Source organism: Reyranella sp., from assembly GCF_965228225.1.
Classification (GTDB): Bacteria; Pseudomonadota; Alphaproteobacteria; order Reyranellales; family Reyranellaceae; genus Reyranella.
This window is the reverse complement of sequence record NZ_OZ245801.1, coordinates 268,140-280,528: the sequence shown is the minus strand read 5'-3', so window position 1 is coordinate 280,528 and position 12,389 is coordinate 268,140. Positions and strand designations below refer to the sequence as shown.

14 protein-coding genes are annotated in these 12,389 nt (G+C 66.4%); 6 read left to right on the top strand and 8 right to left on the bottom strand.

Translation table 11 applies throughout. The features are described from left to right. Positions 1-17 precede the first annotated feature (17 nt). The gene (gene glsA, locus ACO07K_RS01335) at positions 18-1,838 is read left to right on the top strand and encodes a glutaminase A (RefSeq protein WP_422034132.1); all 1,821 of its coding nucleotides are present in this window, start codon (positions 18-20) and stop codon (positions 1,836-1,838) included. On the opposite strand, the gene ACO07K_RS01330 is transcribed toward glsA, so the two are convergent. Together ACO07K_RS01330 and ACO07K_RS01325 are read right to left on the bottom strand one after the other, a co-directional pair. Continuing rightward, positions 1,832-2,335 (bottom strand): isoprenylcysteine carboxyl methyltransferase family protein, encoded by a 504-nt coding sequence (locus ACO07K_RS01330; protein WP_422034131.1) that lies wholly within the window; start codon positions 2,333-2,335, stop codon positions 1,832-1,834. The genes glsA and ACO07K_RS01330 overlap by 7 nt on opposite strands. Before the next feature lie 10 nt (positions 2,336-2,345). After that, the gene (locus tag ACO07K_RS01325; RefSeq protein ID WP_422034130.1) at positions 2,346-3,404 is read right to left on the bottom strand and encodes a type III polyketide synthase; all 1,059 of its coding nucleotides are present in this window, start codon (positions 3,402-3,404) and stop codon (positions 2,346-2,348) included. A 221-nt stretch (positions 3,405-3,625) separates the two neighbouring features. Between ACO07K_RS01325 and ACO07K_RS01320 the strand changes: the two genes are divergently transcribed. Together ACO07K_RS01320 and ACO07K_RS01315 are read left to right on the top strand one after the other, a co-directional pair. Further along, entirely contained in the window at positions 3,626-4,261 is a 636-nt protein-coding gene (locus ACO07K_RS01320; protein ID WP_422034129.1) for a hypothetical protein, read from the top strand. 122 nt (positions 4,262-4,383) lie between these two features. Then, on the top strand, positions 4,384-6,105 hold the full coding sequence (locus tag ACO07K_RS01315; RefSeq protein ID WP_422034128.1) for an N-acyl-D-amino-acid deacylase family protein: 1,722 nt from the start codon (positions 4,384-4,386) through the stop codon (positions 6,103-6,105). 18 nt (positions 6,106-6,123) lie between these two features. Here the strand turns inward: ACO07K_RS01315 and ACO07K_RS01310 are convergent, their stop codons facing one another. Both ACO07K_RS01310 and ACO07K_RS01305 read right to left on the bottom strand, forming a co-directional pair. Next, the gene (locus ACO07K_RS01310; protein ID WP_422034127.1) at positions 6,124-7,773 is read right to left on the bottom strand and encodes a flavin-containing monooxygenase; all 1,650 of its coding nucleotides are present in this window, start codon (positions 7,771-7,773) and stop codon (positions 6,124-6,126) included. Between the two features lie 81 nt (positions 7,774-7,854). After that, on the bottom strand, positions 7,855-8,538 hold the full coding sequence (locus ACO07K_RS01305) for a potassium channel family protein (protein ID WP_422034126.1): 684 nt from the start codon (positions 8,536-8,538) through the stop codon (positions 7,855-7,857). A 113-nt stretch (positions 8,539-8,651) separates the two neighbouring features. On the opposite strand from ACO07K_RS01305, the gene ACO07K_RS01300 reads away from it, so the two are divergent. Beyond that, complete coding sequence (locus tag ACO07K_RS01300) at positions 8,652-8,783, top strand: hypothetical protein (RefSeq protein ID WP_422034124.1); 132 nt, start codon at positions 8,652-8,654, stop codon at positions 8,781-8,783. Positions 8,784-8,793: 10 nt separating this feature from the next. Here the strand turns inward: ACO07K_RS01300 and ACO07K_RS01295 are convergent, their stop codons facing one another. Then, positions 8,794-9,087: a hypothetical protein gene (locus ACO07K_RS01295; RefSeq protein WP_422034123.1), complete on the bottom strand. Its 294-nt coding sequence runs from the start codon at positions 9,085-9,087 to the stop codon at positions 8,794-8,796. Between the two features lie 40 nt (positions 9,088-9,127). Next, positions 9,128-9,694, bottom strand: coding sequence for a hypothetical protein (locus tag ACO07K_RS01290; protein ID WP_422034121.1), 567 nt, complete (start codon positions 9,692-9,694; stop codon positions 9,128-9,130). A gap of 58 nt (positions 9,695-9,752) precedes the next feature. Here ACO07K_RS01290 and ACO07K_RS01285 point away from each other — a divergent pair, with 58 nt between their 5' ends. Beyond that, positions 9,753-9,962: a bacteriocin gene (locus ACO07K_RS01285; protein WP_298305841.1), complete on the top strand. Its 210-nt coding sequence runs from the start codon at positions 9,753-9,755 to the stop codon at positions 9,960-9,962. An 18-nt stretch (positions 9,963-9,980) separates the two neighbouring features. Here ACO07K_RS01285 and ACO07K_RS01280 read toward each other — a convergent pair whose 3' ends face one another. Beyond that, complete coding sequence (locus ACO07K_RS01280) at positions 9,981-10,484, bottom strand: pyridoxamine 5'-phosphate oxidase family protein (RefSeq protein ID WP_422034119.1); 504 nt, start codon at positions 10,482-10,484, stop codon at positions 9,981-9,983. A gap of 93 nt (positions 10,485-10,577) precedes the next feature. Between ACO07K_RS01280 and ACO07K_RS01275 the strand changes: the two genes are divergently transcribed. After that, positions 10,578-11,549 (top strand): ketopantoate reductase family protein, encoded by a 972-nt coding sequence (locus ACO07K_RS01275; RefSeq protein ID WP_422034118.1) that lies wholly within the window; start codon positions 10,578-10,580, stop codon positions 11,547-11,549. 63 nt (positions 11,550-11,612) lie between these two features. On the opposite strand, the gene ACO07K_RS01270 is transcribed toward ACO07K_RS01275, so the two are convergent. Continuing rightward, positions 11,613-12,338, bottom strand: coding sequence for an SDR family oxidoreductase (locus ACO07K_RS01270; protein ID WP_422034117.1), 726 nt, complete (start codon positions 12,336-12,338; stop codon positions 11,613-11,615). Positions 12,339-12,389 lie beyond the last annotated feature (51 nt).

The following is a 12,389-nucleotide window of genomic DNA, read 5'->3' as shown; positions in this document are numbered from 1 at the left end:
GAATGGATTGGCTCCAGATGTCCTCCGCCGAGCTTCCCCTCGCGCGCTTCCTGGCGCGTTGCCATTCCGACTTCTCGAAAGACGATAGCGGCGAAGTCGCCTCCTATATTCCCGAACTGTCGCTCGCGAATCCTGCCGACTTCGGCATCGCCGTCACCACGGTCGACGGCTTCGTCTACGAAATCGGCGACAGCAAGGTCGAGTTCACCATCCAGTCGATCTCAAAGGCCTTCGTCTTCGCCGTCGCCCTCGAGACGGTCGGCCCCGATCGCGTCGAAACCGTGGTGGGCGTCGAGCCGAGCGGCGATGCCTTCAACTCCATCCGGCTTCGATCCGACAACCGGCCCTTCAACCCGATGGTCAATGCCGGCGCGATCGCCTGCACGGGCCTGATCTGCGAAAGCGAGGGCGACGGCGCCTTTGCGCGGCTGCACGACGCGCTGAGCCGCTTCGCCGGACGTCGCCTCGAGTTGGACGAGGCGACCTTCCAGTCGGAGCGGGCGACCGGCGATCGCAACCGCGCCATCGCCTACCTCCTGCGCAATCACGGCGTTCTGCTGGGCGACGTGGATCAGGTTCTCGACGTCTACTTTCGCCAGTGCGCGCTGCGCGTGTCGGCGCGCGACCTCTCGGTCATGGCGGCAACCCTCTCGCACAAGGGCCGCAATCCGCTGACCGGCGAGCAGGTCGTCTCGTCCTACGCCGTCGCGCGCACGCTCTCGGTCATGACCAGCTCGGGCATGTACGATTCGGCAGGCCGCTGGGTCTATCGCGTCGGCATCCCGGCCAAGAGCGGCGTGGGCGGCGGCATCGTGGCCGCGCTCCCTTCGCAACTTGGCCTCGGCACCTATTCGCCGCGCATCGACGACCAGGGCAACAGCGTCCGCGGGCTACGCACCTGCGAGGCCCTCTCGACGCACTACGGCCTCCACATGCTCAACAGGGTTGGCGACGTGCGGACCTGCATCGCGGCCAGCTACGATGTCGGCAGCGTCTCGTCCCGCCGCAACCGCCGGCCACGCGAGCAGGCCATCCTGGAAGCTCACCACGCCAAGTGTGCCATCGTGGAGCTCACAGGGGCGTTGAGCTTTGCGAACGCCGAGTATATCTCGCGGCGGGTCCGCGGCCTCCCGCCGGAGTTGGCGTATCTCATCGTCGATCTGCGTCGCGTCCCGTCGGTCAGCGAGGCGGCCCTGCAGTTGATGGCCGACATCCTGGACGACCTTTCTCGTGCAGAAGTCGATGTCGTGTTCTGCGGCATTACGAAGGGCACACCCGTCGAAGCTGCGCTTGGCGAGTGGCTGGTCGGCAAGGCCGGTGTGCGCAGCATCACCTTGCTCGACGAAGCCATCGAGTGGGCGGAGGACCGCATCATTCAAAGCGAGGCCGGAGCGCTCGACGTCGAGAAGCCAACCGCTCTCAGCGAACAACAACTGCTGGCCGGTCTCGACCCGACGGCACTATCGGCACTTTCCGAGCTGATGACCCCGCACCACTACCGGATCGGCGAGCGCATGATCTCGGCCGGCGAACAGGCGACCACGCTGCTGTTCGTCGTGAGCGGCGTCGTGAGCGTCAGGTTGCCGGGGGGCCTGCGTCTCGCGACGCTGTCGGCGGGCATGGCCGTCGGGGAGATGGCGCTGCTCGAAACGACGAGGTCAGCGGACGTCTGGGCCGACACGGCGGTCGCTTGCCTCGAACTGTCACTCGATGCCTTCGCCAGCTTTCGGAATCTCCACCCCCGTGCGTGCGAGCATATCATGGGCAATCTCGCACGCCTGCTCGCCAAGCGCCTCATCATCGCGAACACCAAGATCGAAGTTCTGGCGTCCTACTGAGGCCGGAGCGCCGCTGCCTCCGCCCTGATGCGGATCCACATCACCGCGGCATTGAGCGCCGAGAAGACGAACCCGTACCCCGGCAGGCCAAAAACCAGCGGCAGGACGAGCATCTCGCCGGCCACCACCCAATAGTTCGGGTGCGATACGAAGCGATAGGGCCCGCGCAGCACCAGCGGCGCGCCCGGCAGCACGATGATGCGCGTCGTCCAGCGCTCTCCCAGCGAAGCGATCACCCAGAGACGGCCCAGCTGCAGGAGGATGAAGGCAGCAAGCCAGAGCGGCTCGATGTGCTGGTCTGCGGGCGCGGGATACACCGTAAGATACCAGAGGCCAAGCAGCCAGGCGGCATGAAGCGCGACGATCAGCGGATAGTGCGCCGCACCGACTTCGTGCGCCCCATTCGCCAACAGGCGACGGGTGTTGCGGCGGGCCAGCACGAGTTCGCCCAGGCGCTGAGCCGTCACGAGCCCCAGGATCAGCGCGGCCCAGTCCATTGCAGGATCCTCAGGCGGCGCGGGCGAGCGACAGCGCGCTGCAGGTGAAACCCGGCCCCAGCGCCGTGAGCACCGTGCGCGGCGGCAGCCCGGCGGCGGCCAGGCGCTCCAGCACGAACAGCACGGTCGGCGCCGACATGTTGCCGTACTGGCGAAGCACCTCTCGTTCATGGTCGAGCGTGCCTTGCGCCAGACGCAGCGTCGTTTCCAGGGCGGTGATCACCTTGGCGCCGCCGGGATGGCAGGCGAAGCGATCGACCGAGGCGCGCGCGAGGCCGAGGCGTGCCAGGATCGCGTCCACTGCCGACCCGACTTCCTGCTCGGCGAAAGGAGGAATGGATCGGTCGAAGATGACGCCCAGTCCCGTCGGATCGACCTTCCAGCCCATGATGTCGAGCGTGTCGGGCCAGAGATGCTCGCCGGCCCCTTCGATGCGGGCGAGTCCCGGTTCACCCGGGTCGGCACGGACGATACAGGCGGCGGCGCCGTCACCGAACAGAGCGGTCGCCACCATGTTCGCGGGCGTGAGCTGGTCCATGCGGAAAGCCGCGGTACAGATCTCAATGGCCACCAGCAAAACGGTTGCACCCGGTCGCGCCGCCGCCAACCGGCTGGCGATCGCCAGGCCCGAGACTCCGCCGGCGCAGCCCAGTCCGAACACCGGCACCCGTTCGACATCGGCGCGGAAGCCCATCCGCCCGGCGACGCGCGCCTCGAGGCTCGGCGTTGCGACGCCGGTCGAGGAGATGGTGACGATCGTGTCGACCTCGGACGCAACGCACCCGGCCGCCGCAAGCGCCCGCGTCGCGGCCTCGATGAACAGGTCCTGCGCGCCCGCGAGATAGGCGGCATTGCGCTCTGGCCATCCCAGCGAGGTGAAATACCAGTCGAGGGGCTTCACCGTGTATCGCGACTCGATGCCGGAGGTTGTGAAGACCGGCGCCATCCGTTCGAAGGCGGCATAGCGATGGGCAAACATGCCCCGCGCCGCCTCCGCTGCTTCGGTTTGCAGCAGCCGGTGGGGAGGCAAAGCGTGGGCAACGGACAGCAGGGCGCTCACAGGGGACATGGCACGATCCTTCCTCCGCCATAACCGGCCCAGGCCCTCCCGGGTTCAAGTCACGTTTTTCTGACACCCGGCACGAGCGTTTACCGGCTCGCAGCCGCAGAAATGCTGCAAAGGGAGTTGCCGCACAATTCTTTCGTCGGCATAAACCGCGCGTCTGTTCGGAGGCCGACCATGACCGCGCCGGAGCCGATCATCCTGCGCGATGAGAGGGGGAGATATCGATGCAAACGAATCGCCGTTCGACTCTGAAGCTGCTGGGAAGCGCTGCGCTCTCGGCCGCTGCGCTGCCTGTCCTGCCGTTCTCCGCAATGGCGCAGGAAGACCTCTACATTTCATCGACCTATCAGAACTTCAAGCGCGGCACGATTTACAGCATCGACGAGAGGACACGCGGTTTCGTCATCGTCTGGCAGGATCTCGGCCGTGTGAAGATGAAGGCCGCCGACCTGGTCACCAACTACGGCGCGCTGCGTGTCGGCCAGATCGTCGACGTGCAGTGGTACGATTATGTCGACTTCCTGATCGCGCCGACCACGCCCGCCGTCACGGCGCGCGCCACGGCGATGATGGCCCAAGGCGCCCGCATCGAGGGCATCCCCGGCGCGCGGGAGCGCATCCGCCTGTGGTCGATGGCCGGCATGTGCACCAAGGTCGACCTCGCGACCAACACGGTGTTCCTGATCAACGCCTCGGGCGGCGAACCCGACAAGCCCTCGCCCGACAGCGGCGAGGTCATCCAGATGCCGCAGGTGGTGAGCGAGGCGGGCAAGGCGGCGCTGAAGACGATCAAGCCGGGCACGCAGATCACCACGGTGTACAGCGTGCAGACCGCGCTCCAGGTGACGATCATCCGCTGAGCATTTCTGCATATCTCGATGGTGACGCCGGGACCGCGAGGTTCCGGCGTTTTCGTGTGGGTGTTTCACTTCCCGCCTCTGGAGTGCTAGCAAACGAGGAGCAACTCTTGCGGGAGGACGCCATGGCCGCCTCATACGATCTGATCGTGCGCAACGGGACGGTGATCGACGGCACCGGGGCCGAACCGCGCGAAGCCGATGTCGCCATCCACGACGGAAGGATCGCCGCGATTGGCGATATCGACGGCAGCGGTCGCGAGGAGATCGACGCCAGGGGCTTCGCGGTCACGCCGGGCTTCGTCGACATACACACCCACTATGACGGCCAGGTCACCTGGGACGATCGCTTTTCGCCCTCATCGGGCCATGGCGTCACGACGGTGCTGATGGGCAATTGCGGCGTCGGTTTCGCGCCCTGCCGCCCGGAGGACCGCGACACGCTGATGAACGTGATGGAGGGTGTCGAGGACATTCCCGAGCTCGTGATGCGCGAGGGCGTGCCGTGGAACTGGCAGAGCTTTCCCGACTATCTCGAGGCGCTGTCGAAGCGCCAGTGCGACATCGACTTCGCCACGCAGGTGCCGCATGCGCCGCTGCGCGTCTTCGTGATGGGCAAGCGTGGCGTCGACCGTGAACCGGCCAGCGCGTCGGACATGGCGGAGATGGCGAAGCTCGTTCAGGAAGGTCTGGACGCCGGCGCGCTTGGCTTTTCGACGTCGCGCTCGCTGTTTCATCGCACACCCGATGGTGCCCTGACGCCGACCATCACCGCGGGCGAGGAAGAGCTGGCGGCGATCGCGCGCGGCATGCGGCGCGCCGGCAAGGGTGTGATCCAGCTGCTCGACGATTTCGCGGACACCACGGCGGAGGGGGCGACCGAGTTCGCCATGCTGCGCCGGCTCGTCGAACTTTCGGGCCGGCCACTCTCCTTCACGCTGCTCGATCTCTCGCTCTATCCCGGACGATGGCAGACGCTGCTGCGCGAGATCGAACGCGCCCATCGCGACGGCCTGCCGATCCGCGGCCAGGTCGCGGCGCGGCCGGTCGCCGTGCTCTACGGGCTGGAGCTGTCGTTCCACCCTTTCTCGACCTGCCCCAGCTATCGCGAGGTCGAGGGCCTGCCGCTCGACGCCAAGCTCGCCCGGCTGCGCGATCCGGCGCTGAAGGCGAAGCTCCTGCAGGAGCAGCCGACCTATCGCAATCCCCAGATGCTGGCCTTCATGCGCAGCGTGGCCAACATGTTCATGCTGGGCGATCCCCCCGACTACACGCCGCCGGCCGACCAGCGCCTCGACGCCCGCGCCGCAAAACTCGCGATCACGCCGCTCGAACTTGCCTATGATCTGCTGGTGAGCGGCGACGGGCGCACCATCCTGTTTCACCCCGGCGCCAACTACACGGACTGCTCCGACGCCAACATGGCCAGCATGCTGCGTCACGAGCATACGGTGATGGCACTGGGCGACGGCGGCGCGCATTACGGGCTGATCTGCGACGCGAGCTACACCACGCACGCCCTTACCTACTGGACGCGCGATCGCAAGGGCGAGCGCTGGCCCCTGCCCTGGGCGATCCAGCAACTCACCGACGTGCCGGCGCGCGCGGTCGGATTGGGAGATCGCGGGCGGCTGCAGGTCGGCTACAAGGCCGACCTCAACGTGATCGACCTCGACCGTCTCAAGGTCTCGGCTCCTCGACCCGTGCACAGCCTGCCGGGCGGCGGGCGGCGGTTGGAACAGAAGGCCGAAGGCTATGTCGCCACGATCGTGAGCGGCGACGTGACCTATCGCGCCGGCGACTTCACCGGCGCCCGTCCGGGCCGCCTGGTGCGCGGCGCGCGGTGAGGACCAGGCTCCGCTTCGTCACCTCAACGCAAACCCTTCGTAACCATTCGCCGCGATCTCCTCGCACTTCTGGCGATATTTCGGTGCGCCGCCGGCATAGGCCATGAAGGTGCGCTTGAGGCGGCCGGGCACGTTCTTGTTCACGCCGGTCATCCAGGAATCGACCTTGGTGAGGAGCAGCCGGGAGCCCGTCTCGTAGACGTGCGCCGTCCACGTCGTCTCGGCCTCCGGTGTCGCCTCGATGCGGGTCAGTCCCTTGTCGCGCATGTAGCCCAGCAGATCCGACACGAACTCGACATTCTGCTCGATGCAGCGCGGCAGGTTGCAGAAGGTCGCCGCGTTGTGCGGGCCGACCAGGGTCAGCATGTTGGGAAAGCCCACGACGTTGAGGCCGAGATAAGTGTGCGGCCCGTCGGCCCACTTGTCGCGCAGCTTCGCGCCGCCGCGGCCCTCGAAGTCGATGCGGTCGAAGGCGCCGGTGATGGCGTCGAAGCCGGTCGCGTAGATGATCATGTCGAACTCGTAATCGACACCGCCGACGCGCAGGCCGGTCTCGGTGATGCGCTCGATCGGCGTCTCGCGGATGTCGACCAGCTTCACGTTGGGCTGGTTGTAGACCTCGAAGTAACCGCTCTCGAGCGGGACGCGGCGCGTGCCGTAGCCGTGGTTGGTCGGGATCAGCTTGTCGGCGATCCTCGGGTCCTTCACGCGGGCGCGGATCTTTTTGGTCACGAATTCCGTCAGCGCATCATTGGCGGCCTGGTCCATCAGCACGTCGCGGAAATTGCCCTGCCAAAAGGCGAAGCCCGGCATGCTGTAGAGCTTCTCGAAGAAGGCCTCGCGCTCTTCCGGTGTCACATCGGTCGAATGGCGCGGATCGGCGGTATGGACGAAGCAGCCCCAGTTCTCGCGGCACTGCGCGAAGATCTGGTCGTAGCGCGCGCGGATGTCGGCCATCGTCTCGGGCTCGATCCTGCTGTTGCGCAGCGGCGTGCACCAGTTGGGCGTGCGCTGGAACACGGTGAGCTCCCCCACGGTCTTGGCGATCTCGGTGATGGCCTGCACGCCCGAGGCGCCGGTGCCGATCACGGCGACCCTCTTGCCCTCGAAGCTGACGGGGTGATGCGGCCACAGGCCGGTATGCCAGGACTCGCCCTTGAAATCCTCGATGCCGGGAATGGTCGGCATGGTGGGCGACGACAGCGGCCCGATCGCGGTGACGAGGAAGCGGGCGCGGGCGCGGCCACCGGTCTCGAAGGTGACCTCCCACTCGTTGGCCGCCTCGTCCCAGTGCGCGGCCTTCACCCTCGTGTTGAAGGTGATGTCGCGGCGAAGGTCGAACTTGTCGGCGATGAATTCGCAATAGCGCAGGTTCTCGGGCTGGCCGGAGAAATGCTCCTTCCAGTCCCACTCCTTCAGCACTTCGGGCGAGAAGGAGAAGCCATAGGTCCAGCTCTCGGAATCGAAGCGCGCGCCGGGATAGCGGTTCCAGTACCAGGTGCCGCCGACACCGCCGCCCGCCTCGTAGACCCGCGCCTTGAAGCCCATCTGACGCAGCTTCAGCAGCTGGTACATGCCAGAAAGGCCCGCACCGATCACGATGACGTCCCACTGCTCAACACTGTTGACGCTCTCGCTTGTCGGTGTCGCTTCAGCCGCGATTGCCATGGCGTTCCTCATCCGGTTTTGCCGGAGAGTATAGCGCGGCCGAGGGCTTTTGGACGATGCGCAGAGCGAGATTGGGCGTCGCTACCGCAGATGCTTCGGCGAGCCGTACAGGTTGGCCAGACGCGCGATCAGGAAGGCGACATACATCACGCCCAGCACCTGCTCGATCACGATCAGCGATCGGGCCATCGGTGTCGCCGGCGTGATCTCGCCAAAGCCGGTTGAGGTCAGCACGGTGAAGGAGAAGTACATCAGGTCCGACCAGTTGAGCTTGCCGTCCGGACCGTGGGCAATGGCTGCCGTGAAGGCGTCGGCCTGGAACACCTGGAGGAAGCCGAACAGGCTGGCAAAGGACATGGCGATCAGGATGTAGGCCGCCACGGCGCCGAACACCTTGTCGGTCGTGATCGGCCGGCGGTCGAGCACATAGGCCAGGAGCGCCATGGTGATCGCCCCCACGAAGAGCGCCGTGGCACCGAGCGCGATCGGCCGCAGCCCGCTGTAGCCCATCCGATCGGCGATCAGCGTATCGACGGTGATGAACCCGAATACGCCCAGCCCCCAGAGAACAGGCCGTTCGAGTCGCAGCGCCCACACGGCCAGGACCAGCACGGCAAACAACGCCACCCCGAGCATAGAGCCGCCGATCGCCGAGACGGCCAGCAGGGGGTTGAGCAGGATGAAGAAGGTGAGCGCTGCCACCAGCGCGCTGCAGCGGTTGCGCCGCACATAGGCGATACGGCGCAGCATCCGACGTCGGGTCATGGTTCAGACTCGGGCCCCCGCCCCGTTTTCCACAATCTCAGGCACGCACACTGCAAAACCCGGCAACCAAAGGCAAACGGCGGGCGTTCCTCGGGCAGATGGAGGATTTCGTCATGTTCCGCAGGGTCCTGGCTTCACTCGGCCTGCTCGTCCTGGTCCTGACTGCCTGCGATCAACAGGTTCTGATTGCCGGTCCGACCGCGGACCTTGGCCACTATGAGGTCGTGGGGCTGGTGGCCGAATGACGGTGGGGACTTAGCCCCGCCAGAGCGTCCACAGGACGCCGGCCACCAGTCCCAAAGCCACGAAGCCGACAAACAGCAGCAAGGCGGTCTTGGCTCGCGTGAAATGATGGTGCCCCTGGGCCGTAGTCTCATGGGGCTGGAGGCGTGAGCCGAGTTGGTACTTTTTCGGAACGTGCCCGGCCGCGTGCGCCTTCGCGTGCACGCTCAGGAATTGCACGAAGTGCCAAAGGGCGCCCAGCGCCGCGAACATGCCCAGCAGCCAGAACGGCGCGAAGAGCATCCAGATTTCAACGTCGGTACCCAAGAGATCCCCCTGATGTCGCTTCTCTCTTAGGCCGGATCGTCTAGCGGGCAAACCACGGATTGAAGGGGAAACGCTGCCAGCGCCGGTCGTCGAACAGGACCATGAACAGTTGCGCGAACATCTGGCCGAGCCGCGGATCGTCGGGCCCGGTCGCCTGCGTCCACGCCGTCGTCTGGGAAAGGGCGAGGTCGTTGCGACAATAGACGCCGAACACGTAGACCCGGCCCGGCGTGGGCGGCTTCAGGAAATACTGGCCCGCACAGACGCGTGCCGCCGTGAGGTCGTTGGCGGGCGAGAAGACGAGCACCAGTCGATAGCTTGGTCGCAGTTCCTCGGGGGGAGACTGGTAGGTGAAGGTGAGCGCCGGCCTCGGCTTGTTCGCCTGCATCACCGGCAACAGCCTCTGCTTCACCTCCTCGACCGGCCATTGCGGAAACGGATTGCCCGCCACGATCACCTGGAAGAGGCGGCCGTCGGTCGCCGCCCAGAATTCGGAAAAGTCGTACTGAGGCGCGTAGTCGAAGCCTCCCACCGTCTGCGCCCGGATCGGAAAGCTTGGGCCGAGCCAGGCCAAAGTCACCAGGAGGACACACCGCAGAGCGGCCATTTGTGGAAACCTCACATACTCGAAAGGCCTTTTCAGGCACGCAACGGAGTTGAGCACTATGATGAAGGTCGTCGGCATTTCCCTCCTGGCTCTCACCCTCGCCGCCTGTGGCGACACCTGGGGCCAACGGGCTGTGACGGGCGGCGGCATCGGCGCCGGCACCGGTGCGCTGGTGGGCGCCCTCACCCCGATCGGCCTGCTGCCCGGCGCCCTGGTGGGCGGCGCCGTGGGTGCCGGCGTGGGCGCGGCGACGACGCCGCGCCGCTGAGGCACCCCGCCTGCCGCGTCAGCGCATGCGGGCGCGGCGATGCTCGGCCAGATCGGTCGGCTCCTCCCCGGTCAGCGCGGCCTTGGCCAGCTTGAAGATCTGGACGGCCTTGTTGGCCTTCACGTCCCAGTACTCGGCTTCGGCGACGAGGACTGCGACCAGGGCCAGATCGGGATCGTCGACCCCGCCCGGGAACCAGGCCTTGGCGGCCTCGCTCCACAATTCCTGCTTCTTCACCGGATGCTCGAGGAGGCGAGCCTTCCCGCTGGCCGAGACGTACTTGTCGGAGTCGGGATCGGCGTAGGCCACGTTCACGTCGGGCGATGACGTGATGTCGGCCAGGGGCTGGCCGGAGCGCGACATGAAGAACCAGATGACGCCGCCCTGATCGGCCGCACCGTTCTGAGTGGTCATCGGCCTCGAATAAAGGTGCCCGTCGGCGCCCCGCACGGTCAGCATGCCGAACCGGATGTCCTTGATCATGTCCCAGAGTTTGCTGGTGTCGACGGTCTGCGCGGTCATTGCCCGCTCCTCCTCGTTCTCAGGATTTGGCGAAACAACGACCGCACCGGACGCCAGTTCCGCAGAGACCGTGAAGCATCTAGTCTGCCAGCCATGAAGATCTGCCTCTACGGCGCCGGCTCGATCGGCGGGATTATCGGCGCCCACCTCGCGCGCGTGAAAGGCGTCGAAGTGAGCCTGATTGCACGCGGCGCCCATCTCGACGCCATCCGCCGCAACGGACTGCGGCTGATCTCTCCGCACGAGGATTTCACGGTCAGGGTGAACGCGACCGACGATCCCGCCGAGCTGGGGCCGCAGGACGTCGTCTTCATCACCCTGAAGACGCACCAGTATCTCGCGGCCCTCGACAAGGTGATGCCGCTGCTCGGCCCGCAGACGGCGCTCATTCCGCCGACCACGGGCGCACCCTACTGGTTCTTTCACAAACTCGCCGGTCCGTTCGAGGGCAGCCGCCTGAAGCGCATGGACCCGGGCGGCACGCAATGGTCGACCTTCGGTCCCGAGCGGGCGCTCGGCTGCGCCTATTGGGCGGGCGGCGCCGTGCCAGAACCCGGCGTGGCGCATCTCGAGAACGAAGTCTGTTACCTGCCGCTGGGCGAGCCCGACGGCTCGTGCTCGGCGCGTGTCACGGCGCTCAGCGCGGCGATGACCGAGGCCGGCCTCGATGCACCGGTGAAGACCGACATCCGCGCCGAGATCTGGAGCAAGATGATCAACAGCCTGACCTGGAACCCGATCGCGGTGCTGACGCTTGCGGACAATGGCGGGATCGGCCGCAGCGCCGGCGCCGTCGAGATCGCGCGCCGCATGATGTCGGAGGCCGAAGCCGTTGCCGCGAAGTTCGGGGCGACGATGGCGACGCCGATGGAGAAGCGCATCGCGTTCACGGTCGGGCTGGGCGCTCACAAGATGTCGATGCTGACCGACCTTCAGGCCGGCAAGCCGCTCGAGATCGACGCGCTCGCCGATTCGATCGCCGATCTCAGCGAACTGGCGGACGTTGAGACGCCGACCATCGACATGATGCTGGCCCTGCTGAAGCTGCGGGCGGCCTCGTCATAGGAGCGCGCCACTCCAGTGGCGCATCATGATCACGAAGCGCCACCGGAGTGGCGCGCTTCGTTGCTACCAGCTTTCCTTCCACGGCCTGAGATCCATCTCGAAGGTCCAGGCGCTGCGCTTCTGGCGATGGAGCTGCCAGTAGGCTTCGGCGATGTCGTCGGGATTGAGGATCGCATCGGGGCCGGCATTGTAGCGGTCGGGGAAATTGGCTTTGATCCATTCGGTGTCGATGGCGCCGTCGACGATGACGTGCGCGACATGGATGTTCTGGGGGGCGAGCTCGCGCGCCATCGATTGCGCCAGCGCCCGCACCGCATGCTTGCCGCCGGCGAAGGCCGAGAAGCCGCGGCCGCCCCGGATCGAGGCGGTGGCACCGGTGAAGATCATCGTGCCCTTGCCACGCGGCACCATCACCTTGGCCGCCTCGCGCGCCGTCAGGAAGCCGGCGAAGGCGGTCATCTCCCAGACCTTGCGATAGACGCGGGAGGTCGTGTCGCGAATGTCGAAGCGCACGTTGCCGCCGATGTTGAAGACGAACACCTCGACCTCCCCGATCTCGGTTTCGATCTGGCGGAACAGCGCCTCGACCTGAGTTTCGTCGCGGGCGTCGGAGCCGAACGGATGAACCCGGCCGCCCTCCTCCACGATGCGCGCCACCAGCGACTGAAGCTTATCGGCGCTGCGGCGCGTGACGACGGCGGTATAGCCTTCGCGCGCGAAGCGGCGGGCGATGGCGCCGCCGGTCGCATCGCCCGCACCGATCACGACGCAAACCTTGTCCCTGGCCATGGCGTTCTCCTTCGCCGCCCAATCTGTCGGCCGGGGTTGGACAGCTCAAGG